The sequence below is a fragment of the Streptomyces sp. DSM 120436 genome (assembly GCF_055778765.1).
Window position 1 is genome coordinate 388635 of record NZ_JBSKBS010000002.1, and the last position, 25818, is coordinate 414452.

At 75.7% G+C, this 25818-nt stretch carries 21 protein-coding genes and 1 pseudogene; 4 read left to right on the plus strand and 18 right to left on the minus strand.

What is annotated here, in order from left to right; genetic code table 11:
- Nucleotides 1–280: 280 nt before the first annotated feature.
- From ACWH4W_RS23625 to ACWH4W_RS23655, 7 genes are all read right to left on the minus strand, one after another.
- Nucleotides 281–1162 carry an SDR family oxidoreductase gene (locus ACWH4W_RS23625; RefSeq protein WP_473077861.1) on the minus strand — a complete coding sequence of 294 codons (882 nt, stop codon included), beginning with the start codon at nucleotides 1160–1162 and terminating at the stop codon, nucleotides 281–283.
- Nucleotides 1159–1653, minus strand: coding sequence for a hypothetical protein (locus ACWH4W_RS23630; RefSeq protein WP_473077862.1), 495 nt, complete (start codon nucleotides 1651–1653; stop codon nucleotides 1159–1161). Before ACWH4W_RS23630 ends, ACWH4W_RS23625 begins: the two co-directional genes overlap by 4 nt.
- Nucleotides 1654–1702: 49 nt before the next feature.
- Complete coding sequence (locus tag ACWH4W_RS23635; protein ID WP_473077863.1) at nucleotides 1703–3346, minus strand: phytoene desaturase family protein; 1644 nt, start codon at nucleotides 3344–3346, stop codon at nucleotides 1703–1705.
- Complete coding sequence (locus ACWH4W_RS23640; RefSeq protein WP_473077864.1) at nucleotides 3339–3845, minus strand: SRPBCC family protein; 507 nt, start codon at nucleotides 3843–3845, stop codon at nucleotides 3339–3341. The genes ACWH4W_RS23635 and ACWH4W_RS23640 overlap by 8 nt, the downstream gene beginning before the upstream one ends.
- A gap of 85 nt (nucleotides 3846–3930) precedes the next feature.
- Nucleotides 3931–4800 carry an oxygenase MpaB family protein gene (locus tag ACWH4W_RS23645; protein ID WP_473077865.1) on the minus strand — a complete coding sequence of 290 codons (870 nt, stop codon included), beginning with the start codon at nucleotides 4798–4800 and terminating at the stop codon, nucleotides 3931–3933.
- A 98-nt stretch (nucleotides 4801–4898) separates the two neighbouring features.
- On the minus strand, nucleotides 4899–5165 hold the full coding sequence (locus ACWH4W_RS23650) for a hypothetical protein (RefSeq protein ID WP_106415685.1): 267 nt from the start codon (nucleotides 5163–5165) through the stop codon (nucleotides 4899–4901).
- 36 nt (nucleotides 5166–5201) lie between these two features.
- On the minus strand, nucleotides 5202–5990 hold the full coding sequence (locus ACWH4W_RS23655) for a restriction endonuclease (RefSeq protein WP_473077866.1): 789 nt from the start codon (nucleotides 5988–5990) through the stop codon (nucleotides 5202–5204).
- Nucleotides 5991–6197: 207 nt separating this feature from the next.
- On the opposite strand from ACWH4W_RS23655, the gene ACWH4W_RS23660 reads away from it, so the two are divergent.
- Complete coding sequence (locus ACWH4W_RS23660) at nucleotides 6198–6890, plus strand: GAF and ANTAR domain-containing protein (RefSeq protein ID WP_473077867.1); 693 nt, start codon at nucleotides 6198–6200, stop codon at nucleotides 6888–6890.
- Nucleotides 6891–6917: 27 nt separating this feature from the next.
- Here the strand turns inward: ACWH4W_RS23660 and ACWH4W_RS23665 are convergent, their stop codons facing one another.
- The gene (locus ACWH4W_RS23665) at nucleotides 6918–7505 is read right to left on the minus strand and encodes an AMIN-like domain-containing (lipo)protein (protein WP_473077868.1); all 588 of its coding nucleotides are present in this window, start codon (nucleotides 7503–7505) and stop codon (nucleotides 6918–6920) included.
- A gap of 160 nt (nucleotides 7506–7665) precedes the next feature.
- Here ACWH4W_RS23665 and ACWH4W_RS23670 point away from each other — a divergent pair, with 160 nt between their 5' ends.
- Nucleotides 7666–10245 (plus strand): SpoIIE family protein phosphatase, encoded by a 2580-nt coding sequence (locus ACWH4W_RS23670; protein ID WP_473077869.1) that lies wholly within the window; start codon nucleotides 7666–7668, stop codon nucleotides 10243–10245.
- A gap of 90 nt (nucleotides 10246–10335) precedes the next feature.
- Here ACWH4W_RS23670 and ACWH4W_RS23675 read toward each other — a convergent pair whose 3' ends face one another.
- From ACWH4W_RS23675 to ACWH4W_RS23685, 3 genes are all read right to left on the minus strand, one after another.
- Nucleotides 10336–12450, minus strand: coding sequence for a DUF1996 domain-containing protein (locus tag ACWH4W_RS23675; protein WP_473079245.1), 2115 nt, complete (start codon nucleotides 12448–12450; stop codon nucleotides 10336–10338).
- 295 nt (nucleotides 12451–12745) lie between these two features.
- Nucleotides 12746–13411, minus strand: coding sequence for a lytic polysaccharide monooxygenase auxiliary activity family 9 protein (locus tag ACWH4W_RS23680; protein WP_473077870.1), 666 nt, complete (start codon nucleotides 13409–13411; stop codon nucleotides 12746–12748).
- A gap of 224 nt (nucleotides 13412–13635) precedes the next feature.
- Nucleotides 13636–14268, minus strand: coding sequence for a GNAT family N-acetyltransferase (locus tag ACWH4W_RS23685; protein WP_473077871.1), 633 nt, complete (start codon nucleotides 14266–14268; stop codon nucleotides 13636–13638).
- A 107-nt stretch (nucleotides 14269–14375) separates the two neighbouring features.
- Between ACWH4W_RS23685 and ACWH4W_RS23690 the strand changes: the two genes are divergently transcribed.
- Nucleotides 14376–15458, plus strand: a complete 1083-nt coding sequence (locus ACWH4W_RS23690) for a YihY/virulence factor BrkB family protein (RefSeq protein ID WP_473077872.1) — start codon at nucleotides 14376–14378, stop codon at nucleotides 15456–15458.
- Nucleotides 15459–15479: 21 nt separating this feature from the next.
- Here the strand turns inward: ACWH4W_RS23690 and ACWH4W_RS23695 are convergent, their stop codons facing one another.
- A complete protein-coding gene (locus ACWH4W_RS23695; protein ID WP_473079246.1) occupies nucleotides 15480–15932 on the minus strand; it encodes a flavodoxin family protein in 453 nt (150 codons plus the stop codon).
- Nucleotides 15933–16015: 83 nt separating this feature from the next.
- Here ACWH4W_RS23695 and ACWH4W_RS23700 point away from each other — a divergent pair, with 83 nt between their 5' ends.
- Complete coding sequence (locus tag ACWH4W_RS23700; protein ID WP_473077873.1) at nucleotides 16016–16693, plus strand: class I SAM-dependent methyltransferase; 678 nt, start codon at nucleotides 16016–16018, stop codon at nucleotides 16691–16693.
- Between the two features lie 19 nt (nucleotides 16694–16712).
- On the opposite strand, the gene ACWH4W_RS23705 is transcribed toward ACWH4W_RS23700, so the two are convergent.
- From ACWH4W_RS23705 to ACWH4W_RS23730, 6 genes and pseudogenes are all read right to left on the minus strand, one after another.
- Nucleotides 16713–17063 carry an ArsR/SmtB family transcription factor gene (locus tag ACWH4W_RS23705; RefSeq protein WP_473077874.1) on the minus strand — a complete coding sequence of 117 codons (351 nt, stop codon included), beginning with the start codon at nucleotides 17061–17063 and terminating at the stop codon, nucleotides 16713–16715.
- Between the two features lie 151 nt (nucleotides 17064–17214).
- Nucleotides 17215–17642 (minus strand): annotated as a pseudogene (locus tag ACWH4W_RS23710) (ATP-binding protein).
- A complete protein-coding gene (locus ACWH4W_RS23715) occupies nucleotides 17639–19369 on the minus strand; it encodes a SulP family inorganic anion transporter (protein ID WP_473077875.1) in 1731 nt (576 codons plus the stop codon). The pseudogene ACWH4W_RS23710 and the gene ACWH4W_RS23715 overlap by 4 nt, the downstream one beginning before the upstream one ends.
- Nucleotides 19370–19485: 116 nt before the next feature.
- Nucleotides 19486–20076 (minus strand): Rv1733c family protein, encoded by a 591-nt coding sequence (locus ACWH4W_RS23720; RefSeq protein ID WP_473077876.1) that lies wholly within the window; start codon nucleotides 20074–20076, stop codon nucleotides 19486–19488.
- 167 nt (nucleotides 20077–20243) lie between these two features.
- Nucleotides 20244–21317 carry an alcohol dehydrogenase catalytic domain-containing protein gene (locus tag ACWH4W_RS23725; protein ID WP_473077877.1) on the minus strand — a complete coding sequence of 358 codons (1074 nt, stop codon included), beginning with the start codon at nucleotides 21315–21317 and terminating at the stop codon, nucleotides 20244–20246.
- Between the two features lie 161 nt (nucleotides 21318–21478).
- The gene (locus ACWH4W_RS23730) at nucleotides 21479–25804 is read right to left on the minus strand and encodes a cation-translocating P-type ATPase (protein ID WP_473077878.1); all 4326 of its coding nucleotides are present in this window, start codon (nucleotides 25802–25804) and stop codon (nucleotides 21479–21481) included.
- Nucleotides 25805–25818 lie beyond the last annotated feature (14 nt).

The following is a 25818-nucleotide window of genomic DNA, read 5'->3' on the forward strand; positions in this document are numbered from 1 at the left end:
CAGCGGCCGACCGCCCGCCCCGGCCAGAATCACCCGCCGGCCAACCGGCACGACTCCCGCTCAGACGCTCGGCCCAGGCACCGTCCGCGCACCGGCCGACGGGCGGAACCAGCCGCGTAGTCGTCACGGGGACGCCCACCACGCCCCCGCTCCGGGCAGCAGCCCGCGGCTCCTCCGACCGGGGCGCCCCCGAACCGACCGGCGTGACTCCCGCTCACGGGCCGCGCGTCCCGCGGACCGGGTCCGCACCCGCCCCGGGCGGGGCCCCAGGGCCGGCCTCTCACCCGCCCCGTGCCGTCGCCTCCGCGTCCGCGCGTCCCCCTCCGCCCAGGAGTTCCGTGTGGGGCAAGGACGCACGGGCTTCCAGGCGGGGCAGGTAGTGGCGGGTCGCCCTGGTGACCACCGACGGCATCGCGGCCCGCACGGGCTGGCCCAGGCGGAGCCAGCGGGGGTAGTACACGGCCGTGCTGCGTCGTTCGACCGCCGTGGCGAGGCGGGCCGCGGCGCGGTCGACCGGGTACACGTTCCGCACCGGCCACGGCATGTGACCCCGTAGTTCCCGCATCACGGTGTGACGGTCGGCGTCCTGGATCAGGTCGGTGCCGATCCAGGTGAGGTAGCCGAGGCCGACGGCCACGCCGAGGTGGGCGACCTCCGCGCGCAGGGAGTGGGCGAAGGCCTCCACCCCCGCCTTGGAGGCGCAGTACGCGCTCATCATCGGGGCGGCGCCGATGGCGGCCAGCGAGGAGACCTGGAGGTGGTACCCCCCGGTCGCCGTCAGGTCCGGCAGGAACGCGCGGGCGGTGGCCGCGCTGCCGGTGAGGTTGACGTCGATGATGCGCCGCCACCGCGCGGGATCGGAGTCGGCGAACAGCCCGCCGTCCGTCACGGCGGCGTTGGCGACCACGACCGAGGGGCGACCGAGCCCGGTCCGGACCGCGTCCGCCGCCCGCGCCAGCGCCGCGTCGTCGGTGACGTCGACCTCGTGCGCGAGGGCGGGCCCGGGCAGCGCGTCGGCGAGTTCCCGCAGCCGCTCGCCCTCGTGGCCGAGCAGCGCCACCCGCATGCCGCGTCCGGCGAGGTCGCGGGCCAGGGCGGCGCCGATCCCGCGCGCGGCCCCGGTGATGACGGCGGTGCGTCCCCGCAGCGGGCCGCCGCTCATCCGCCGTCACCGCCCTTCCCGCCGGTCACCTGCGGGTCGGTGTCGGGGCGGGCGGTGTGGTGCGGGTGGCCCGCGGTCCTGCGGGCCTCCTTCATCTCCGCCTCGAAGAGGTGGTCGCGCCCGTCGGCCAGCTCCTCCACGGCGGCCTGCTCCAGCTCCCGGAACGGCCGGTAGTAGGTGCGGTCGTACGCCTCGACGATCTGGAACGTCCAGTGACCGGGGATCACGTTGCGGCCCAGCACCTGGGTGCGCACGGTCTCCGCCCAGTCCGGGTGTCCGGCCTTGTGCAGCAGTTCCACGGCCCGGTCCAGTTCCAGGTCGGCGGTGCCGGTGAGCTGGTGGAAGCTGTAGAGATGGCCGCGGGCCCGCTCGGTGGTCTCCAGCGCCTTCGACAGTGATCCCAGCGCCTCGACCGTCTCGTCGCTGACGCCCTCCGGGCGCCGGTGCCCGCGGTCGGGGCCGTCGTCGGGCTGTCCGTCGTGTCCGCTCATCGTCGCGCCTCTCCTTCGGGGTCGGTGTCCGGCCGGCGGCCGGCGGGGGTCATGCGGGCCGTCCGCCCCGGTCGGGCTGCCGGCGTCCGGTGCGGTCGCGGTGGGCCAGCAGCCGCTGGGCGCCGACCAGGCCGGGCGCGAAGGACCGGCGCAGGGCCGCCCGCGCGGCGTTCGCGCCGGGCGCGCCGTGCACGCCGCCGCCCGGGTGGGCGCCGGCGGACGCCAGGTACAGGCCCTTGACGGGGGTCTCGGGCCGTCCGGTGCCGGGGGACGGGCGGAAGAACAGCTGTTGGTGCATGGCGGTGGTGCCGCCGTTGATGGCGCCGCCGTGCAGGTTCCGGTCGAGGGACTGGAGCGTGGACGGGGCGAGGATCCGCCGGGCCCGGATGCGGTCGCGGAAGCCGGGCGCGAACCGCTCCACGTGGCGTTCGACGCGGTCGGCCATGCGTTCCTGCTCGTCCTCGTCCCAGGAGCCGGTGAGGCCGTCGTCGCCCGCGTCCCCCACGACGCGGTGCGGGACGTGGGTGTAGGCCCAGGCCGACTCGGTGCCCTCCGGGGAGCGGGACGGGTCGGAGGTGGTCATCTGGCCGAACAGGGAGAACGGGCGGTCGGGGATCCGGCCGGTGGCGAGCTGGGCGGCGAAGCGGGTGAGTTCGTCGAGCCCGTCGGCGAGGTGGACGGTGCCGGCTCCGGCGGCGTCCTCGCACTGCCACGGGACGGGTCCGTCCAGCGCCCAGTCGACCTTGAAGGTGGCGAAGTCCCACTGGAAGCGCTCCAGGTCGGACAGCAGTTGCCGCGGCAGGTCCTCGGGGGCGACGAGTTCGCCGTAGAGGGAGGGCACGGCCACGTCGGCGAGGACGGCGCGCCGGGCGGGGACGGTCTCCCCGTCGGCGAGGCGCACCGCGACCGCGCGTCCGTCGCGCACGACGACCCGCCGCGCGTGCCGTCCGCACTGCACCACTCCCCCGCGCGCCTCCAGGCGCCGCACGAGGGCGTCGGTGAGCGCGCCCGCGCCGCCGGCCGGCACGGGGAAGCCGTAGGTCTGTCCGAGCATGGACATCAGCCAGCCGAAGCCGCCGCTGCCGGCGGCCTCGGGCGCGAGGTCGGCGTGGAGGGCGTTGCCCGCCAGCAGCAGTCCTCCGCCCTCGCCGCGGAACTCCTCCTCCGCCATGCGGCGCACCGGCAGCACCAGGGTGCGCGCCATGCGCAGCCCTCCGGTGCCGCGCAGCCGCGCGGCGAGCCGGAGGCCGGAGCGGACCGGCGGGAACGGCGTGAACAGGGCGTCCAGCAGGTCGGGGCGCAGGCGCTCCCAGATGGCGTGCAGCCGGCGCCAGGCGTCGCCGTCGCCGGGCGCGAAGGCGTCGAGGGAGTCCGCGGTGACGTCGACGCTGCGGTCCAGGACCGCGCAGCGGCCGTCGCTCAGCGGGTGGGCGACGACGTGCGGGGCGTGGCTCCAGCGCAGCCCGTGGTGCTCCAGGCCCAGTCCGGACACCACCGGGGAGGCGGCGGCGAGCGGGTAGAAGGAACTGAACAGGTCGCTGGCGAAGTCGGGGTGGACGCCGTGGTCGTGGCGCACGGCGCCGCCGGGCTCGGGCTGTTCCTCCAAGACCTTCACGCTCCAGCCGGCGTCGGCGAGCAGGTTCGCCGCGACCAGGCCGTTGGGCCCGGCGCCGATGACGACGGCGTCAGCCACGGGCGCCTCCCGTCCCGGGCTCCGACGGCACGATCTGGCCGAGTGGCCGGCGTTCCTCCGCCTCGGCGGCCTCCGTCTCGACGAGGTGCGCCAGCCGGGCGAGCATGGCCCGGTGGCGGAGCTGGATGAGCGCCTCGACGGCCACGTTGTGCACGAGGCCGCCCGCACCGCGCAGGGGGTGTTCGTCCACCTTGACGAGGCACTGGTCGCCCCAGGGCTGCACCTCGATGGCGATGCGCGCGGTGCCCAGCGGCCCGGCCTTGGCCTCCAGTTCCAGTACCTTGCCGGGGACGCAGCGCCGGACGACGGTCTCGTTGTGCAGCTTCAGCGGGCCGATGCGCACCTCGTAGCCGATCGCGGAACCGAGCTGCGGCCAGTGACCGCGCACCGGCTTCGACGAGGACGCGCCCACCACCCAGTCCGCGTAGCGGGTGCCGTCCTCCAGCACGGCCCACACGGACCGCGGGTCCGTGCGGATCAAGCGATGACGAAGCGCCACTGTTGCCTCCTGTGTCCCTGAGCGTCACCGGTCAGCTCTGAGTGCCCCGCCTGACCGGCGTCAACCAGGAGGACCGCCGGACGGGTCAGGCCGCGGGGCGGGTGGGGGCCAGCGCCCAGCGGATGACGGCGGTGACGGCGGTGCCGAGCGGGCGGACGCACAGGTCCTCGGCGGGCACGCGGGGCACCCGCAGCGCGCGGGACGCCCAGGGCGGCAGCAGGGACACGGCGTTCGCGGCGAGGACGCCGTACGGCAGCCGGGCGAGCAGCGGGACGGGCGGGTCGAGCAGCAGGAACCGCGCGGTGGCCAGGGCGTCCGGGGTGGCGTGCAGCTCGTCGCGGTAGGCGGCGAGCCGCTCGGCGAGCTGGGCGCGGTCCGCGGGCGGGTCGGGGACACCGAGGGCGGTGGCGATGCGCGCCATGTCGGCGACGTACGCGTCGCAGCCCGCGTCGTCCAGCGGGCGGACGCCGTAGCGCTGGTGGGCGCGCAGGAACATGTCGACCTCGGCGACGTGCACCCAGCACAGCAGGTGCGGGTCGGACGCCCGGTACTCCCGGCCGTCGGGCGCGGTGCCGTGGACCGTCCCGTGGACGGCGCGCACCCGGTCGACGGCCTGCTGGGCGCTGTCGGCGGTGCCGTACGTGGTGACGGCGAGGAAGGTGCTGGTGCGCTGGAGCCGCCCCCAGGGGTCGCCGCGGAAGCCGGAGTGGGCGGCGACGGCGGCCATGGCGAGCGGGTGGAGCGACTGGAGCAGCAGGGCGGACAGGCCGCCGATGAACATCGAGGCGTCGCCGTGCACCCGGCGGACCGGCCGCTCGGGGCCGAACCAGCGCGGGCCCGGGGTGCCGTGGATGCGGGCGCGGTTGTCGGGCCCGTCCGGTCCGGCCACCCGCGAGAAGATGGCGTGGCCGATGCGGTCGCGCAGTACCGAGGCGGGTTCGGCGATCCGTTTCATGCCCGTCGCGCCTCCTCCCGTCGGTGAGGGCCGGCCGGTGTCCTACGGTTACCTCTGCCCCGGTCGGCGCCTCCGTACCCGCGTGCGGGGCGGACCGGTCAGGGGACGTCGCCCCGCCACTCGTACACCCGGTCGCCGGCCGCGCGGGGCGCGTAGACCGCGCGGCCGCCGGGGCCGTAGCGGCCTATCTCGGTGGGCAGGCCCACGCCGTGCCGCCGCTCCGCCGGGCCGTGACCGGTGACGTCCAGCAGCAGGCCGTCCAGCGGGCCGCCGGACAGCTCCGCGTACACCCGTCCCTCGCGCGGACCCGGATCGTCGTGGTCCGCCCCGTACACCCTGCCGCGCATGAACTCCGTCTCGTCCATACCGGCAGGGTGGCATCCGGCACTGACAGCGGCCCGCTACGCCGGCTCCTCGCGGGGGACCGCCGCCCACGGCGCGGCCGCGCGTCCCTGGCTCCAGGCGAGCAGCCCGTCGCCGTCGACGCAGACGATGCCGCACTGCTCGGCGTACTCCAGGGCCGGCACGGTGAACTCGCCGGTGGTGACGACGACGGCGACGTCGGCCTCGTGGACCGTGAAGCAGGTGCCGCCGAAGCGCTGGAGGTCCTGCGAGCCGACCTTGTTGTCCTCGCCGTAGCGCTTGCACTGGACGACGAGGCGGCGGCCGTCGGGGGTCAGCCCGGTCACGTCGGCCCCCAGGTCGCCCGCGCCGCCCACCACCCGCACCCGCGTGCAGCCGTCCCGGGCGCACAGCTCCGCGGTGGCGGCCTCGAACTCGTCGGGCGTGAGCGCCTCGTGGTCGATCCCCTGGGCCACGGGCAGCGGTGAGGTGACCTCCTCGGGCGGGCCGGCCTGGGCGGGGACGGCGAGCGGGGCCGGCGCCGGGGCGTCCAGGGCGTCGAGGGCGGTGGAGGTGCCCCGGGCCAGCGCGTCCCCGGCGTGCCGGGCGATCCGCGCCGCCGACAGCCGTCGCCTGCGGCGGCCGCGGGCCAGCGCGACGGCGACGACCAGGCAGAGCAGCACGACGGCCCACACCGGGCGCCGCTGCACCACCCCGGCCAGTGCCCGCACCGCCAGGCCCCCGATGACCAGCGCCGCGGCGAGCAGTCCGAAGAACACGGCGGTGGAGCGCAGGTCGAAGCGCCGGCCGGGGCGCGACGCACGGGTACGACGCTCGGGCATGGTCACCGTGGTGACTCCTCTCTCTGACGGGCCGGACGCCGGCGTCCCCGGTGGCCGGGGCACGCCGGAGATCACGTAGGCCGTCTGCCCCCGATCGGCGCGCTCACCGGATGCGGGGACGGACGGCCTGTTTCGGTGCGGGGAGGGAAAGAGGCGACCCGTGGGGGAAGTCACGATGGCCGGGGAGGCACGGCCGGACGGAGGAGACGGACGGTGGACTGGCGGGTCTTCGCTCAGCGCATGGCGTCGATGGCCCGGGATCTGCTCGCGGAGCACACGCTCGACGCGACGCTGGAGCAGATCTCGCGCTCGGCCGTGGAGCTCGTGGACGGCTGCGACGCCTCGGGCATCCTCGTCCTGGGCGAGGGAGGGGTGCGCTCGCTGGCGCCGACGGAGGAGTTCGTGTCCGTCAGCGACCGGCTGCAGGGGGAGCTGTGCGAGGGGCCGTGCTTCGACGCGGCCCGGCCCGACCGCCCGGAGCGGGTCTTCCGCGTCCCCGACCTGACGGAGCCCCCGGAGCGCTGGCCGCGCTTCGTGCCCCGGTGCCGGGAGCTGGGGGTGGGCAGCATGATGGGGTTCCTGCTGTACACGCGGGAGGAGGAGCTGGGCGCGCTCAACATGTACTCCCGCAAGCCGGGGATGTTCACCGAGGACAGCGAGGCCGCGGGCTGGCTGCTGGCGTCGCACGCGGCGGTCGCCTTCGCCACCGCCCGCACCGGCGAGCAGCTGCAGGAGGCCCTCGCCACCCGGCACCTGATCGGTGAGGCGATGGGCATCCTGATGGGCCGGCACCGCCTCGCGGAGGACCAGGCGTTCGACCTGCTGCGCACCCGGTCGCAGCGCACCAACACCAAGCTGCGGGACGTGGCGCGGCAGGTCTGCGAGTCGGGCGGCGCGGAGCTCTGACCGCCCGGCTCGTCGCACGGCGCGCGCTCAGCGGGCGGCGTCGGTCCAGGTGTGGGCGACGTCGATCACGAGACGCCCGTCGAACTGCAGCACGCGGAACGGCAGCCGTCCGCGCACCCCGAGGCCGATCTGGGTGTCGCCCTCGAAGCTGCCGGCGAACCGCGCGTCCCGGAAGGTGCGGTATCCGGTCAGGTCGACGCCCGGCAGGGTGCCTCCGGCGCGCGCGGGCAAGGTGGCCGCGCCGGTCTCGGGGTCGTACGCCGGTGCGGCGACGCGCACCTCGAGGACCGCGCCGCCGGAGACGGGGATGTGCCGTCCCGATCCGTCCTGGTGGAGCCGGTCGACGTAGCGGACGAAGTGGCCGAGGTCGCCGCGCGCGGCGCCGGGCACGTCGACGACCATGCGGTCGTAGCAGTCGTGCCGGCCGGTGCGCACGTCCCGGACGGAGGCGGTCGTGGCGGCGGTGGCCGCCTTGTCGCCGCTGCCCCAGCCGGTGGAGCAGGCCGTCGCCGCGGCCGGCGCCGCCGGCGGGGCGGCCACGGCCGGGGCCGCCGCCGTCACCAGCGTGGCGCCGAGCAGCACGACTGTCGCGCAGATCGTTCTTGGTTGAAGCATTTTCGGCCCCCTGGGACGACAACGTTCTGGTATCCGGTGAGACGACCGGGATGCCCTGATGGTTGCGGTCCGTGCGGCCGGTCGCCGTACCGGCGCGCATGGCACATGCTGGTGGGGAGCGGACGATCGTCCCGTTTCGTGTGCACCGGGAGGGCGTCACATGGGTGGTGCAGCCGCCGCACCGCGCGGGAAGCGGCCGGCGGGCCCGCCCGTACCCGACGCGGGGAGGAGCCGGACCGGTCCTCCCGGGGCGCGTGTCGAGGACGCGCTCGCGGACGCCGTGGTGGCGGCCGTGCGGGACACCGGGGGGTACGGCGGGGCGGTGTACCTGCGGTCGCCCGACCAGAGGTCGCTGGTGCTCTGCGTGGTGTCCGGCGTGCCCCGCGCGCTGCTGAAGCCGTGGTGGCGGATCCCGGTGAGCGGCGCGCTGCCGATGTGCGAGGCGTTCCGCAGCGGCGAGACCCAGTATCTGCCCGACGACCGGGCGACGATGCTGCGCTTCCCGCAGTTCACGGCCGCGCTGCCGTACTCGTTCGCGCACGCCCACCACCCGGTGCGGGTCGGCGGCGAGACGGTGGGCGTCCTCGCGGTGCTGCACTCCTCCGCCCCTGAGCCGGCCGGGGAGGAGCAGGTGCGCGAGGGGCTGCGCCGGGCCGGGCGGGACATGGAGGAGCGTCTCGCCGCGTTCGCCCGCCGCCTGCCCGGCCGTACGGACGCGGACGCGCCGGCGTACAGCATCGAGTACGACGACCAGCCGGTCAGCGTGCGGCTGCCGACGCCGCCCGCCCGGGCGGTGGCGGTCGGCATGGTCGAGTGGAACCTGGACAGCGACACCTGGGCCGGGGACGACGACGCGCTGGCGCTGCTGGGCGTGGACCGCGACCGGTTCGGCGGCACCCTGGCCGCGGTCGAGGAGCGGGTGTCACCGGACGACCTGTACGCACTGCGGGCGGCCCGGCGGGAGGCGGAGGACACCGGGCAGATCCGGGGCCGGCACTTCCGGGTGCTGGAGGAGTCGCGGGACGGCGCCGAGGCGGCCCACTACCGGCCGGTGGAGCTGTGGGGGCACGTGGTGCGGGCGGAGGGCGCGGCCCGGCTGCTGGTGGGCGCCCTGGTCGACGTGGCGGGCGGGGTCACCGCCGCGGAGGCGGCCGAGCGGCTGCCCGACGGACTGTTCTCCCTGGACCAGGACGGCAGGGTCATCTACGCCAACCGCCGCTGTCAGGACCTGCTCGGCTGCGATCTGGAGCGGCTGCTCGGCCACTACCCGTGGCGGGTGCTCACCTGGCTGCGCGACCCGGCGTACGAGGACCGCTACCGGGCGGCGATGCTGACGCAGCAGCCGGTGTCGTACCTGGTGCGCGACCCGGACGGGATCTGGCTCGGCTTCGTGCTCTACCCGGGCGTGCACGGGCTGACCGGACGGGTCTTCCGCACGGCCGCCCCGGCGGGCGCCGAGCCGGGCCGGACCCTGACGCCGTCCCCGGCGCCCCCGGCGGACCCGCCGACCGGGCTGGTCGCCACCGCCCGCGCGGGGGCGCTGTACCACGTGGTGCAGATGGCCAGCGTGCTCACCGAGGCCGTCACCGTCCGGGACGTGTGCCGCGCCGTCTCCGAACAGCTGCTGCCGGCCTTCGGGGCGCGGGAGGTCGCCCTCTACGCGGTCCGCGACGGACGGATGTACCTGCTGTGGGAGGACGGCTATCCGCAGCACTTCCTCGACCCGTTCGAGGGCATTCCGCTGGACGCCGACGTGCCCGGGGTGCACACGCTGACCACGCGCCTGCCGCTGTTCTTCGAGTCGCCGGAGGAACTCGTCGGCGCGTACCCGAAGCTGACGCTGGACCCCATGGCCTCCTGGGCGTTCCTGCCGCTGATCGCCTCCGGTCACCCGATCGGCTCCTGCATCCTCGGCTGGAACACCCCGCACCGCTTCACCCCGGAGGAGCGCAGCGCGCTGACCGCGCTGGCCGGCCTGACCGCGCAGGCCATGGAGCGGGCCCGGCTCTACGACGCCGAGTCGGCCGTGGCGCGCGGACTGCAGGAGGGCCTGCTGCCGCACCGGCTGCCCGCCGTCGACCGGCTGCGCACCACCGGCCGCTATCTGCCCGGCACCAAGGGCATGGACATCGGCGGCGACTGGTACGACGTCATCCCGACGGGGCGCGGGGTGGCGCTGGTCATCGGGGACGTGGAGGGGCACAGCGTGGGCGCCGCGGCCGTCATGGGGCAGCTGCGCAGCGCGGTGCACGCCTTCGCCTCGAGCGGGCGGCCGCCGCAGGAGGTCATCACGCACACCAACCGGCTGCTCGCCGAGCTGGAGACGGACCTCTTCGCCACCTGCTGCTACATCGAACTGGACCCGGCGACCGGGCACGCCCGGGCCGTGCGGGCCGGTCATCCCCCGCCGTTGCTGCGCCGCCCCGACGGGAGCGCTGAGACGCTGGAACTGGAGGGCGGGGTGCTGCTGGGGGTGCAGCCGGACGCCGTCTACCCGGTCACCGCGCTCACCCTGGACCCCGGCAGCGTGCTGGCGCTCTACACGGACGGGCTCGTCGAGGTGCCCGGCAGCGACATCGCGACCGGCATCGACACGGTCCGCCGGTGCCTGGCCGACGGCCGGACCGGCTCCGTGGAGGAGCTGGCCGACCGGCTGATCGGCGCGGCCCGCCGCACGGAGGACCGGCCGGACGACGTGGCGCTGCTGCTCACGGCGTACGACCGGGCGGAGACGGCCTGACCGCCCGGGGAGGCGGGCGGAGGCCCTCGGACGCGGTGACGGAGGGCGGCAGGGCCCCGAGGGGTCCCGCCGCCCTCCGTGTGCGGAGCGTCAGGCGTTGCGCCGCACGCTGCGCAGGACGAAGAAGCCGAAGACCACCAGCACTCCGCCGATCGCGGCCGGCCACAGCTGGGCGCCGGTCTCGGCGAGGCTGCCGCCGCCGCCCTGGGCCTGGGTGCTGCCCTCGATCTCGGGGAGGCTGCCGGGCACCTGGGCGGCCTGGGCTGCCTGGCCGCCGTCGCCGCCGTTCCCGGCGTCCGCGCCGTCCCTGGCGTCGTCCTGGCCACCGGCGTCGGCCGGGTCGGAGACCTTCACGTCGGGCTGCTCGGGCGCGGCCGTGACCTCGCCGTCCGCGGGCCTCCCGGTGGCCGCGGGCTGCTCTTGGCCGTCGTCCCCGCCGTCCTTGCCACCGCCCTGACCGGCGTCGTCCTTGCCGCCGCCCTGGTCGCCGCCGTCGTTGCCGCCGCCCTGGTCGCCGCCGCCCTGGTCGCCGCCGTCGTTGCCGCCGCCCTGGTCGCCGCCGTCGTTGCCGCCGTCGTCGCCCTGGCCCGGGGCGCCGGGCGTGGCGGTGGGCTGCTCGCCGCCGCCGTTGTCGCCCCCGTCGCCCCCGTCACCGTCGCCGTTGCCGTTGTCGCCCCCGTCGTCGCCGCCGCCGTCGCCGCCGCCGTTGTCGCCGCCACCGTTGTCGCCGCCGGCGCCGCAGGTGCGGCCCTCGTTGATGCAGTCGACCATCTCGTTCATCAGGTCCTCCTCGAAGACGTTGATGAAGTCGCCGTGGTCGGTGATCGGCTTGTGCAGCTGCTCGGGGAAGGAGTCCACCGCGAACAGCGGAACGGTCTTGCCGCCGTCCTCCAGGCTCGGCGCGTCGACGTCGTACACGATGCGCTGGACGAGCTGCGGAATGGGCCGGAAACCGGCCGGACAGCTGCCCTCGGCGTCCGTGAACGCCATGTGCGTACGGTGGTTGGCGCTGTCGATGTTGCGGCCGTCCCAGCAGCTCTGGAAGGCGAACGTGCGGACCACGTCACTGCCCTCCGGGCACAGCGGGTACTTGTCCTTCAGCTGCCGGTCCTCGAAACCGGTGCAGCTCCAGGAGGCGTTGGCGTTGGCCGGGCCGTTGACGAAGGACTTGGCGTCGCCGGTGATGATGCGCAGCAGCCGGGGCATGGCCGTGACCTTGCCCTTCGGGTTGCCGACGAAGGTCAGCGTGACGTCCTTCGGAGTGACGATCTCACCGACGTTGCCCTCGATGCCGCCGCCCGGGGACTGGGCGTCGCGCTCCTCGGTGCCGTTCTGCAGGCGCAGCACCGGCCAGTAGTAGGAGGACCTGTCGCGCTGGTCCTCGCAGCTGGTCTCCGCCCGCGCCAGCTCCTCGTCGCTGACGAAGGCGTCGGTGGCCTGGTTGCCGATGTAGTCGTGGAAGTGGTGGGCGCCGTTGCTCACGCCGGGGGCGGCGATGACGTTGTCCGAGTTGAACAGGCCGTTCTCGTTGACGCCGCACTCGCTGGTGAAGGTGCCGGTGGAGGCGTTCCCCGACGGCTGCGGGGTGTCGGCATCGGGCTGGACGCTCCCGATGGGGACGTAGTCGCCGGGCACCGGTCCGTTGCCCGCCTGACCTCCGTTGCCGCCGCCCTGCTGCTCGCCGCCGTCCTGGCCCTGACCGTCCTGGCCGCCCTGCTGCTCGCCGCCGTCCTGCTGCTCGCCGTCGTTCTGCCGGCCGTCACCGTTCTGCTGGTCCTGGCCGTCGCCGGGCTGCTCGCCGCCGTCGCCGCCTTCCTCGGGGGCGGGGGCGTTGCCGGAGTCGCGCACGGCGCAGGCGGCGAGGCCGTCGAGGTCCTGCGGCCGTTCGCCGCCGGCCTTCTCGATGGCGGCCCCGATGCGGGCCAGCACCGCGGCGCGCTTGTCCTTCAGCGGTCCCGCGATGGCGTTCTGGGCGAAGCCGGGGTCCTGGCGGATCGCGTCGGCCGACTCGCCGAGCCGCTGGTAGGCCTCGGCGATCTGGGCGTCGAGGCCGGCGAGCTCCTTGTCCACCTCCGCGCGGGCCTGGTCGGGCACCGCGGTCAGCTCGGTGGCCACGTCGGGGCAGTCGATGGTGGCGGCGCCCGACAGCGCCTGCGCGTCCGCCGTCCCGCCGTCCGTCGCGGAAGCGTAGACGTTGGCCGCCATCATGCCGCCGCCGCCCAGGATCAGGGCGAAAGCGGCGAGCGTCGCGCGCTGTTTGGGGCGTCTGCGTGTGTTGCGTGCCAAGGCAGTACTCCTACGCTTCTGTCGCGGGGGGGGCGGGCATTCGATTCCCACGCTCCATACGCGGGCGGACCGCGCCGCGTTCAACCGGCTCACGGTTTCTTCCCGGAATCTCAGCGACCGCAGGCCGCTTGGGACGCGCGGCCCCCGCCGGACGGGGTGCGTCCGGTGGGGGCCGCGGGCGTCGGCGCGCCCTGTCCTCCCCGCTCGGGTCCGCTCAGGTGATGTTCACGTCACTGCACAGGAAGTACGTCTGGTCCGAGTGCGAGGCCTGCCAGATCGTGTAGACGACGTGGTGGCCGCTCAGGCCGGACGTGCTCACCGGGATTGCGTAGTGGTTGCCCGGGGCGTAGGAGCCGGTCCGGGTCACCAGCCGGAGGTCGTCCCAGCGCAGGCGCTGGGTGGTGGGGTCGAAGCCCTGCTTGGTGACGTAGACGAGGAAGTAGTCCGCGCCGTGGCTCGCCTGGTCGTACAGGTCGACGGTGAAGCTGCTGCCCACGTCGGTGGTCTTCCAGGCGCCCGGCGTGTCGAGGGAGCGGTAGCGGCCGTTCTCGGTGTGGCCGCCGCTGCAGAGCCGGCCGTCGGGGACGACCGCCCGGAAGTTGCCGCCCGACCCGTCACGGTAGAGGCCGTTCCAGTTCCACATGGCGTTGGGGTTGTCCTGCCAGGCCTGCCAGCACATCGGGTCCTGCCGGGCCATCGCCGGGTTCTGGAAGTCGCTGCCCCACCGCTGCCAGCAGCCGTAGTTGCGGGACGCGGGGTCCACCACGGAGCCGTGGGCGTGGGCCGTGCCGCTCCAGGGGACCAGGCACAGCAGTGCGGCGACGACGGCGCTCAGGGCGAGGGCGAGCCGGGACCGGCCTCTCGACAGATCACGCGCCATACAATCATGTACATGCCAATTCATGGTTTCTTCCTTCCGTCACGAGGGTCAGGAGGTGCGGACGCGCACATCCGCCGCGTGCGCCCGATGGGAGCGCTCCCAAAGGGCAATCTGCGCCCGGACGACGGAAGGGGCAACCCTTCGTTCTCGCCACTTCCGTCACCCCGTGGCGCGTTCGACGCTTTCGACGGCGAAGGCCCGCGAAGACGTGCGGGAAGCGCCCCTCAGAGCCGGTCGAGGTCCCGTGTGGAGCGGCCGAGACAGACGACCGAGTCGTCCATCGGCACGCCGATCTCCTCGAAGCCCATCCGGTCGTAGAAGGCGCGGGCGGGCTCGTTGGCGGCCGTCATCACGAGGTGCACGGCCGGGACGCCGCGCTCCGCGAGGGCGGTGAGCAGGGTGCGCATCAGCTGCCGCCCGTGACCCCGGCCCTGCCACTCGGGCAGCAGGTCGATGTGCAGATGGGCGGGCCAGGCGGCCAGCTCCGGCACGACCATCCGCTCGGGGTGGTGCAGCAGCCGGGCGATCTCCTCGTCCGGGGTGGCCGGCGGGCCGGCCGGTGCGGGATGGCGCTCGGCCACCCGAGGGAGCCACTCGGCGCGGAACCGCTCGGCGAACCGGGCGGTGTCGGCGGCGCCGACGACATAGCCGACCGCGCTTCCCCGTCCGTCGTCCAGCACGAAGGCCAGCTCCGGCTCCAGGTGGGCGTAGGGGGCGGCGAAGGCGGCCGTGAAGACGGAGGGGTCGGCGTAGTGGGGGCGGCTGTCCTGGCCGTTGTGCGCGGTGCGGACACAGATGTCGTCGAGGGCCTCGCGGTCCTCGGGGCGGTACGGACGGACAGCGGGGGATGTGGTCATGGTGGGTATCCTGCACTCATGGGAGCGCTCCCACAAGGTGTTCCCCGCGTGGTCGCGCCACCCGCGCGCCCGGGCGTGACATGGCGTTACAGGGGCACCCGGTGGCCATGAAGCTGCATATTCCGGGCCGGGACCACCGGTCGGCACACCAGGACGCGCCGGACGAGTCCGCTTCCTCGCGGCAGGCCGGGCAGCCGGCGCAGGAGCCGGGCCCGAACGACGCGGTGGAACGGGCGGCGCCGGACACCCCGACGAAGCTGCCCAAGGGCGCCTGGAAGGCGGCGCTGAAGGGCAGTGTGCGCGAGTTCAAGGACGACGAACTCACCGACCGCGCCGCCGCCCTGACGTACTACGGAGTCCTGGCGCTGTTCCCGGCGCTGCTGGCCCTGGTGTCCGTCCTCGGCCTCACCGGGAAGTCGACGACGGACAAGGTCCTGGAGAACGTCCAGGAGCTCACCGCCCCCGGCGCGGCGCGGGACATCATCACCCAGGCGATCCAGCAGTTGCAGGGCAACGCGGGCATCGGGTCGCTGGTGGCCGTCCTCGGTCTGGTGCTGGCCGTCTGGTCGGCGTCGGGCTACGTGGCGGCGTTCATGCGCTCCTCGAACGCGGTGTACGACATGCCCGAGGGCCGCCCGCTGTGGAAGGTGCTGCCGGTCCGTGTGGGCGTGACGGTCGCCCTGCTGCTGATGGCCACGATCAGCGCGCTGATCGTGGTCTTCACCGGCGGGCTGGCCCGGCAGGCGGGCGATCTGCTCGGGCTGGGCGACACGGCCCTCACGGTGTGGTCGATCGCCAAGTGGCCGGTGCTGGTGCTGCTGGTCACCTTCATGATCGCGCTGCTGTACTGGGCTGCGCCGAACGCCAAGGTGAAGGGGTTCCGGTGGGTCACCCCGGGCAGCTTCGTGGCGCTGCTGATCTGGCTGGCCGCGTCCGCCGGGTTCGCCCTCTACGTCGCCAACTTCGGTTCGTACAACAAGACGTACGGCACGATGGCCGGTGTCATCATCTTCCTGATCTGGCTGTGGATCACCAATCTGGCGATCCTGCTGGGGCTGGAGTTCGACGCGGAGATCGCCCGGCAGCGGGCCATCGCCGGGGGGCACCCGCCGCAGGAGGAGCCGTACACGCAGCCGCGCGACACGCGCGCCTGGGACGAGCAGGACCGGCAGAGGATGGACGGCGCCTGACCCCGCGGGGTCCGGCGGGCGTCAGTCCGCCAGTCCCGCCGCGAGGGTGGCGCCCAGCTCCCAGCAGCGCTCCAGGGCGGCCTTGTCCGGCTCGCCCGTGACGGTCACGGCCCCGGCTGCGCGGCGCCAGCCGAGGCCGGCGGTGACCGACTCGATCGCCCGCACGGCGCCGGTGACGTCGTTGCCGCCGTGCACGTAGTACCCGAAGGGGCGACCGCGGGTGGAGTCCAGGCAGGGGTAGTAGACCTGGTCGAAGAAGTGTTTGAGGGCGCCCGACATGTAGCCGAGGTTGGCGGGTGTGCCCAGGAGGCAGCCGTCGGCGTCCAGGACGTCGGCGGCGGTCGCGGACAGCGCGGCGCGCCGCACCACCCGGACGCCCTCGATCCCCGGGGCGGTCGCGCCGGAGACGACGGCTTCGAACATCGCCTGGCAGTTCGGCGAGGGCGTGTGGTGGACGATCAGCAGGGTCGGCACGTCCACGACCCTGCCGTGCCGGCCGCCGCGTCCGCAAGCCGGACCCGGAGGTGCCGTTGTGACGGCGGCGCACGAGTGGCACGATGCCCGGCATCGGCGACTGGGAAGCGGGGTGTGTCGTGGGCGGCGAGGAACACGGATCACCGGCGGCGGCGTTGTTCGACGCGCTGGGCAGCGACTACGAGAAGGCGTTCGCGTCCTCCTCGGCCCACCGGGCGTCGCTGGCCTGGCTGCTCGCGCGGCTCTCCCCCGGCAGCACGGTGCTGGACGTGGGCAGCGGCACCGGACGGCCCACGGCCGCCACGCTGGCCGGCGCCGGACACCGGGTGCTGGGCGTCGACGTGTCACCCGTGATGGTGGAGATCGCCTCCCGGCAGGTGCCGGAGGCGGAGTTCCGGTGCGAGGACGTCCGGCGGATGCCGCTCCCGGAGGGCTCCTGGGACGCGGTCTGCGTGTACTTCGCGCTGCTGCAGATGGCCCGGGCGGAGCAGCGGGACCTGGTCCACCGGCTGACGGCCGCGCTCAAGCCGGGCGGCCTGCTGGTGCTGGCCACCGTGCCGCTGGACGTGGAGGAGTTCGACGGGGTGTTCATGGGGCGGCCCGCCCGCGTCACCAGCTTCGCGGCGCAGGACGTCATCGCCCTCGTGCGGGAGGCGGGGCTGTCGGTGGAGTGGGAGGAGAGCACGATGTTCACCCCGAGCCACCCGGAGGCCCGCCCGGAGCCGCACCTGTTCCTGCACGGCCGGCGGGCCGGCGCCTGACGCCCCGCCGGCCGTGCCGTCACGGCACGGTCCTGGTCTCCCCCTGTGCGGCCTGGAGGTCCGCGAGGAGTTCGGCCTGGCCGGCGAGGACGCCGGAGAGGATGGTGCGCGCCACCCGCAGCAGCTCCGCCACATGGGGGTCGGTCAGGGAGTAGTAGACCGCCGAGCCCTCCTTGCGTCCGACGACCAGGTTCGCCCGGCGCAGCACGGCGAGCTGCTGGGAGAGGTGCGCGGGCTCGATGCCCACGTGCGGGAGCATCTCCCCCACCGAGTGCTCGCGTTCGCTGAGCAGCTCCAGCACCCTGATCCGGGCGGGATGGCCCAGCGTCTTGAAGAACTCGGCCTTCAGCTGGTACAGCGGCGTGCTCATCGTGCCGTTCCCTTTCCGGCGCGGCGGCGGTACGGCCCGTTCACCCGCTCCTCGGTCCCTCGCCCCGTCCGTGCGTCGCCATCGGCTTCGACAGTTTCCGACATTAGCAACTCGTCAGGTGCCCGCCCCGCGCCGGCCGTCTCCAGCCGGCTCACAGCGGGAGCGTGATCCAGACGCTCTTCCCCGGGCCGTCGGCGTCTTCCCGGACGACCGCGGCGCCGCCCAGCCGTGGGTGAGCTCCAGGACCGTGGCCCGCCCGCCGTGGCCCGCCGCGGGCGGTCCGGTGAGGTCCGGGCGGTGGGGGTGGTGGTCGTGCACGGCGAGCACCAGGCAGCCGGGGCCCGCCGCGTGGACCACCGTGGTCCGCGGTGACACGGCGGCCGCGTGCCGGACGCTGTTGGCGACCGGTTCGCCGAGGATCAGCAGGGCCGGGCCGACCGCCGGGTGCCGTGCGTCGGTCCCCCACTCCGCCAGGGCCCGCTCGGCGGTCTCACGGGCGACGCGCACGGCGCCGGGACCGGTGGGCACGGTGAGCACGTGCCGGTGCGGCAGGGCGGCCGGCGCGGACCCGGACCTCATGGCGCGTCACCGGCGGGCACGGGAGCGGCGGCCGACGCCTCGCCCGTGCACAGCACCCCGTCACGTCGCAGGTGCGCGCGGGCCGCCTCGATCGCCTCGCGGGTGCCGGCGTACTCCCGGCCCTCGTGGCGCAGCAGGTCGAGGACGCCCACGGAGTCGAGGGCGCGGCGGTGGCCGGGGCGGACGCCGGAGACCATGACGACGATGCCGCGCCGCCGCAGTTCGGTCACCGCGTCCTTGAGGACCAGCGCCCCGGTGGCGTCGACGACGCTGACGTGGGACATCCGCAGGATGACCACACGGACCTCGGCCAGTCCGGCGAGCTCCAGCAGGAAGCGGTGGGCGGCGGCGAAGAACAGCGGGCCGTCGAGGCGGTAGGCGACGATGTGCCGTGCGAGCAGGGCGTGCTCCTCGTCCGCGTGGTCGCCCCGGCCGAGCGGCAGCGGGGCGAGCCGGGCCTGCCGGGCGACCGCGCGCAGGGCGAGCACCCCGGCGACGGCCAGGCCGATGATCACCGCCTGGACGAGGTCGAGGACGAGCGTGGCGACGGCGGTGAGGACGAGGATCACCGCGTCGGAGCGGGTGGCCCGGGTCATCGCGCGCAGCGAGCCGACCTCGACCATGCGCACCGCGGTCGCCAGCAGCACCCCGGCGAGGGCGGCCAGCGGGATGCGGGACACGAGCGGGGCGGCCGCGAAGACGATCACGGCGAGCACGGCGGCGTGGGTGAGGGCGGCCAGCCGGGAGGTGGCGCCGGTGCGGACGTTGACGGCGGTGCGGGCGATCGCGCCGGTCGCGGGGACGCCGCCGAACAGCGGGGCGGCGATGTTGGCGAGGCCCTGGCCGAACAGCTCCCGGTCGGGATCGTGCCGCTGCCCGGCGGTCATGCCGTCGGCGACGGAGGCGGACAGCAGAGACTCCAGCGCGGCCAGCGCCGCGACCGCGAGGGCGGGGGCGAGCAGACCGGCCAGGGCGGCGGTGTCCAGGAACGCCAGGGAGGGCGCGGGCAGCCCGGCCGGCAGGTCGCCGATGGGCCGTACGCCGTCGAGCCCCGCGGTCTCGACGACGGCCGTGGCCGCGATCACCGCGAGGACGGAGAAGGGGACGGCCGGCTTCCAGCGCGCGCCGGTCATCATCACGGCCGCGACGGCGACGGCCAGCGCGGGGGCGGTCCAGTGCGGGTCGCGGGCGAAGTCCCGCGCCGCGTGCCAGGCGACCTCCAGGACGCGCTCGCCGTCCGGCTGGGCCACGCCGAGGGCGTGGGGTATCTGCTGGAGCCCGATCACGCAGGCGATGCCGAGGGTGAAGCCCTCCACCACGGGCGCGGGCACGTAGCGCATGCTGCCGCCGGCCCGGAGCAGGGCGAGGCCCACCAGGAGGACGCCCGCCATCAGTCCGACGGTGAGGACGCCGGCGGGTCCGTGGTCCGCGACGATCGGCACCAGCACCACGGTCATCGCCCCGGTGGGGCCGGAGACCTGGAGGCGGGAGCCGCCGAACACGGCCGCGAGGGCACCGGCGACCACGGCGGTGGCGAGTCCGGCCTCCGCGCCGAGGCCGGAGGACACGCCGAAGCCGAGGGCGAGCGGCAGCGCGACGACCGCGACGGTCAGTCCGGCCAGCAGGTCCCGGCGGGGGTGGCGGCGGGCCTGGGCGAGGTCGGCGCGGGTGGGCAGCAGGGAGGTGAGCCGGGACCGGATCCCGGCCGATGGCAGCGGTACGGACACGGCCCCTCTGCTTCGTTCGCGACGGCAGGACGAGGCAAGCATGTAGTGAGTTGCGAAAATTTGCAATTCAGCAGATCGCCACATGGGACCGGGGTGCTGTCCCGGGCACGGCGGGATCAGCCGGTCATCCGTTTGCGCCACATCGGTTCGACCTGGCGCCACTCGGCCTCCCACCGGTCCAGGCGCCGCAGCCGCAGCCGGGCCCGGGCGACCCACCCGGCGAGCAGGACCGTGCCCCCGGCGAGGAAGGAGACCGTGACGCCGGCCATGGCGATCTGGAAGTCCGCCTCGGCGCCCTCGGGCGGCGCGGACACGAGCCGGCCGGACTCGTCGTTGTACACGGTGACCTCGGCGCCCTCCCTGCTGCCGGCGGGCGCCTCGGCCCGTCCGGTGTGGCGGGTGCCGTCGGGGGCGGTCCAGCGCACCTCGGCCCACACGCCGCCGTCGCCGTTCTCGGACACGGGGGCCGCGTCGCGCGCGTCCTCGACCAGCACGGCCGGGACCGGGCGGGTGCGCTCCCGGCGGTCGTCGAGCGACGCGTCCACCGCGCCCGCCGTCGCCAGCCCGGCGAACCCCGAGAGGACCAGGGCGAGGACGGCCGTCGCGATCAGCAGCCAGGCCTCGGCGACGTCGCTGCGGCGGCACAGCGGATTGCGCCGCCAGCGCCACCAGGGCACCGTGGGCCTCGCACCATGCGTCCTCGCCATGGGAGGTCACCTCCTCGCACGGGTGCCGACCGCGCCCCCCTCCAGGGTCGCGCGTCGTCTCCCGGCCCGCACGGGCGGAACGTGTCCTCCCGCGGACCCGTGCGGCAGGGCGGCGGGACGGCCGGGTTCCGCCGCCCCGCCGTGTCCCGCCGTGTCCTGCCGTGTCGTCAGACGGTCGAGGGCACGGCCACGACATCGTGCTGCGGGACGCCGAGGACGACCTTGAGCGCCCCCGTGCCGGCCGCGTCGGCGAAGACGTCGTACGCCTCCTGCATCCGGTCGAGGGGGAAGGTGTGGGAGACCAGGCTGCGGGTGGGCAGCCGGCCGGCCGCGGCCATCCGCAGCAGGGTGGGCGTGGAGTGCGTGTCGACCAGGCCGGTGGTGATGGTGACGTTCTTGATCCAGAGGTCCTCGAGGTGCAGGGTGGCGGGCGCGCCGTGCACGCCGACGTTGGCGACGTGCCCGCCGGGGCGCACCACCCGGGTGCACAGTTCGAAGGTCTCCGGGAGGCCCACCGCCTCGATCACCACGTCCGCGCCGAGTTCCCCGGTGAGGTCCTCGACGAGCTGTTCCGGGCCCTCGCTCGCGTCGGCCACCGCGTCGGCGCCGAACTCCTTCGCCGCCTGGAGCCGGGCCGCCGCCAGGTCCACGGCGACCACCCGTTCCGGCCCGAACAGCCGGGCGGTGGCGATGGCGGCCAGCCCGACCGGTCCCGCGCCGACCACGACGACGGTGTCCCCGGGCCGCACCTTCCCGTTGAGGACGCCCACCTCGTAGGCGGTGGGGAAGATGTCCGCCAGCAGCACCGCGTCCTCGCCTGCGAGGGCGCCGGGCAGCGGGTGCACCGACAGGTCGGCGAACGGGACCCGTACGTACTCGGCCTGGGTGCCGTCGACGAGGTGCCCGAGGATCCAGCCCCCGCCGCCCCGGCACTGCCCGTACATGCCCTCGCGGCAGAAGCGGCAGCGCCCGCACGCGGTCACGCAGGAGACGAGCACCCGGTCGCCGGGCCGTACGGTGCGGACGTCGGCGCCCGTCTCGACGACCTCGCCGACCGCCTCGTGGCCGAGGACGGTCCCCGGGCGCACCTCGGGCACGTCGCCCTTGAGGATGTGCAGGTCCGTCCCGCAGACGGTGACGGCGTCGACGCGGACGATGACGTCGCCGGGCTCCCGGATCTCCGGATCGGGAACCTCCTCCCAGGCGGACTGTCCGGGGCCGTGGAAGACGTAACCCTTCATACCGATCCTCGCCCTTCTCGCTGAGCGGCGGGCCTCGGCGCCGGGCGCACGCGCCCGCCTGCGTCGGCGGAGCCGGGGTGTCCGGAACCGCCCTGCCCTTCCAGTGTGGGCGCCGTTCGCCGGTCGTGCCGACACGGGCGGGCGGGACCGTGCCCGCGGGCTCAGGCGACCGGGCGGGCGATGCCGCTGTGCAGCAGGTGGCGGGTCCGCCGCGCGGAGTCGCCGAGGCGCACGGCGAGGCGGGTGGCGAGGTCGTACAGGCGGCGTACGGCGGCGAGGCGTTCCAGGCGCGGGGCGAGGGCGGACAGGGTGATGGCGAGGGCGACGCCGGCCCAGGCGACCGGGCCCAGCGGGACGCAGCCGAAGAAGTGGCTGACGCCGGGCGTCTGCACCAGGGCGGCGAGCACGGCGGCGGAGCCCAGCGCCGTCACCCACACCAGCGTGCTGTGGCGGCGCCCGGAGAGGGTCTGCACCAGTTGCGCGCCGACCACCCCGCACAGGGCCATGGTGGTGGAGCGGCGCTCGGTGCCGGGGGTGAGCCGTCCGATCAGGTACGCCGTGACCGCGCCCAGGCAGGTCGTGACGCCGCGCCGCCGGATGGAGCGCAGCAGCGGCGCGCCGAGCACGTCGAGGCTCATCGGGCCGGTGGCGGCGCGCTCCGCCGTCGACGGGTCGGCGCTCGGCGTCACCGCCACCGCCATGGCGGGGAACATGTCGGTGAGCAGGTTGACCAGGAGCAGCTGGCGGGTCGACAGCGGGGAGGAGCCGGCGAGCAGGGTGCCGAGCACGCTGAAGCCGACCTCGCCGGCGTTGCCGCCGATGAGGATGCTCACCGCGTCGGCCACGCTGCGCCACAGCGCCCGGCCCTCGGCGAAGGCGTCCACCAGGACGGACAGGTCACCGCCGGTGAGCACGATGTCGGCGGCGTTGCGGGCGGCCGCGGAGCCGCGGGTCTCGATGCCGACGCCCACGTCGGCGGCGCGGATGGCGGCGGCGTCGTTGGCGCCGTCGCCGGCCATCGCCACCACCCGGCCGGCCTGCTGCAGGGCCTCCACGACGTGCAGCTTCTGCTCGGGCGCGACGCGGGCGACGACCCCGGCGCCGTGCAGGGCGCGGACCCTCTCGGTGCGGCCCATGGCGACCAGGTCGTCCCCGGTGACCACCCGCGTCTCCTCGGGCCAGCCCAGTTGCAGCGCGATGGCGCGGGCGGTCTCCGGGTGGTCGCCGGTGAGCATGACGGGCAGGATGCCGGACCCCCGCAGCGCGGTGAGGAGTTCGCGCGAGGTGTCGCGCGGTACGTCCGCCAGGGCGACGAACCCGACGAGCTCCAGGCCGAAGAGGCCGGCCTGGAGCTCCGCCTCCGGGTCGGAGCCCTCGCACGGACGCCGGGCGACGGCCAGGACGCGCAGTCCCTGCCCGGCGAGGGCGTGGGCGGCGCCGGCCGCCTCGTCGGGCAGGTCCGCGCAGGCGGGCAGCACGGTCTCGGGGGCGCCCTTGACGACGAGGTACGCGCCGTCCTCGCCGTCCCGGCCGACGGCCGCCGCGTAGCCGCGGCTGGCCTCGAAGGCCAGCTCGCCGTCGGCCGTCCAGTCCTCGTCCGGCGGTGCGGCGTCCAGCACGGCCTCGTCGGTGGCGTGCGCGGCCTTGCGCCCCTCGGCGGTCTCCTCCTGCGGACAGGCCCGCGCGGCCAGCCGCACGACCGGCAGGGCCCGCTCGTCGTCCGGGGCCGGCAGGGCGCCGTCGACGGTGGCCACCCGCACCAGGCGGAGGCGGTTCTCGGTGAGGGTGCCGGTCTTGTCGAAGCACACGGTGTCGACCCGGCCGAGGGCCTCCAGGGTGCGCGGGGTGCGCACCAGCACGCCCCGGCGGGAGAGGCGGCGGGCGGCGGCCATCTGGGCGACGGTCGCGACCAGCGGCAGCCCCTCGGGCACGGCGGCCACGGCCACCGCGACTCCGCCGCTGACGGCGCGCCGCAGCGGGCTGCCGCGCAGCAGGGACAGGCCGGTCACCAGCGCGCCGCCGGTGAGGGTGACGGGCAGGGCCTTGCGGGTCAGCTCCTGCAGCCGGGCCTGCACGCCGGCGGGGGGCGGGGTGCGGGAGGCGAGGGCGACGGCGCGGCCCGCCTCGGTGCGGTCGCCGGTGTCCACCACCAGCGCCTCGGCCCGGCCGGCCACCACGGTGGTGCCCTCGAAGACCATGCAGGTGCGCCGCGCCACGGGCGCGCCCGGCGTCGGGGCGACGTCCTTGGCCACGGGCAGCGACTCGCCGGTGAGCGACGACTCGTCGACCTCCAGCCCGTCGGCGCTCAGCAGCCGGGCGTCCGCCGGCACGACGTCGCCGGCCGCGAGGTCGATCCGGTCGCCCGGCCGCAGCCGTGAGGCGTCGACGGTGACCGTGCGGTGGCGGGTGACGCGGCGGCGCGCGCGGGGCTGCTGACGGGCGGCCAGCCGGGCGAGGGCCCGTTCGGCGCGCAGCCGCTGCAGGCCTCCCGCGACCGCGTTGAGGTCCATGGCGCCGACCACGAGCAGCGCGTCCACCAGGGAGCCGAGCAGCGCCGACGCGACCGCTCCGGTGGCCAGGACGGGGGTGAGCGGGTCGTCCAGCTCGCGGCGGACCGCACCGGCCGCCTCCCATGTCCAGCGGGCGGGCGCGGCGGCCCTCGTCCCGGCCAGGCGCGCGGTCCGCTGCCTCACGCGGGCGCCGAGCAGGGCGAGTCCGACGGGTTCGGCCTCGGTGCGGGTGTCCCGCAGGAGGCTGTGCGCCTCGTCCGGTTCCAGGGCGTGCCAGGGCACGTGCAGCCGCGGCTCGGGCGGGGTGGCGCGGGCCACGCGGACGGCCGCGGTCCAGCCGGTGAGCAGGGCGCCGACGGCGGCCACGTTCACCGGGGCGTGGCGGGTGAGCCGCTGCCACACGCGGCCGCCGGGGGTGCCCCCGCGGGCCACCAGCAGCCCGGAGAGGGCGGCGCCCGCGCGGGCCAGGGTCTGCGAGCGGCGGCCGACCCGGCGGGCCGCCGGGATGGCGGTGAGCAGCCGCCAGACGTCCGCGAGTCCGCCGGGGGCGAGGGCGTCGGCGCCCCACGGGACTGCCGAGCGGCCGTCGGTGAGGGCGATCGCCACGTCGCCGGCGGGCAGTCCGTCCGCGACGTCCCGGTCTCCGCCCGCGGGCACGCGGGCCACGCTGACGACGATGTGCCCGTCCTGCTGGAGGGCGCGGACGACGTCGCCGAACGGCAGGCCGGCGGGGGCCACCTCGTCGGCGAGGCGGGTGATGTCCTTCAGCTCGGAGCCGCCGGTGACGACGACGTGCAGCCCGGCCCGGCGGGCCGCGTCGAGCACCGCCTCCGCCCGCGGGTGCACGGGGTCGTGGTACGGCGCGGGCTCCTCGTCCCCGTCCGGGGGGAGGCCGCGGAGCGCGTCGGCGTGCAGGACCAGCGAGTCGGCGATCTCCAGCTGGCGCAGCCGGTCCCCGCCGCGCACCAGCACGCCGGTGCGGGCGAGTTGGGCGCCGAGCACGGAGCTGAAGGCGGCGGGGCCGTAGCGCGCGGCCTTGGGCGATCCGGCGAGTACGGCCTCGGCGGCCTCGCCGGTGTCGTGGGTGACGAGGAGGGTGGCGGCGGCCCCGGCCACGCTGCCGGTGCCCGCGCCCGCCGCGTACGCCTGCGCCGGGGTCACGCGCAGGGGCGGGCGGACGCCCTGCGGGGGCGGGACGCTGGTACGCCGTTCGCGGCACACGTCGTCGTGGAGCGCCTCGAAGGCCGCCGCGCGGGCGGTCGCCTCGGTGAGCTGTCCGGTGCGCAGCAGCGCGTCGAGCAGCAGCGACACCGGGGACTGGGCGGCGCCGTGCGCGGCGGCGTTGGCGGCGGCGAGCAGCAGTTCCATGCCGCTGCTTCCGAACCGCTCGCGCAGCCGGGCGCGGAAGCGGGGGTTCTCGCGCAGCAGGGTCACCAGGGCGGTGACGGCCTTGGGGCTGCGCGGCAGGCGCAGCGACCGGCCGGCGAGGGCGCCGGCCACCCCGGCGGCGTCCAGCAGCAGCGCGGCGGCGGCGACCCGGACCTCGCGCGGGTCGCCGGGGTGCGCGGCGCCGTCGTCCGCCTCGGGGGCGGTGTCCTCGGTGAGCCCGAGGCGCGCGGCGGCCGTGACGGCCCGCTCGGCCACGCGGTCGCCGGCCGCGTCGTCCACGGCGGTCACCACGAGCCGGGCCAGCCCCTCGTCCCAGTACGCGGCGACGACGTCGGGGTGGTCGAGCAGCTCGGCGGCGACCCGGCGGGCGAGGGGGCCGGCTGCGGCGTCGGGGTGGCGCAGCGCCAGGTGCACGCGGTGGCCGGCCCGCCAGTGGCGGTCGCGGCCGAGGGCGTTGCGGGCGACGTGCGTCACGCGGCGCGTGGTGACCTGGACGGCGGACACGCCGTGGACCGTCCCGCGGGCCGCCCCGGCGGCGGCTCCGGCCAAGGCCCCGGCGAACGGGGCGACATCGAACAGTGCGAGCATTCCGGATCCCCTGC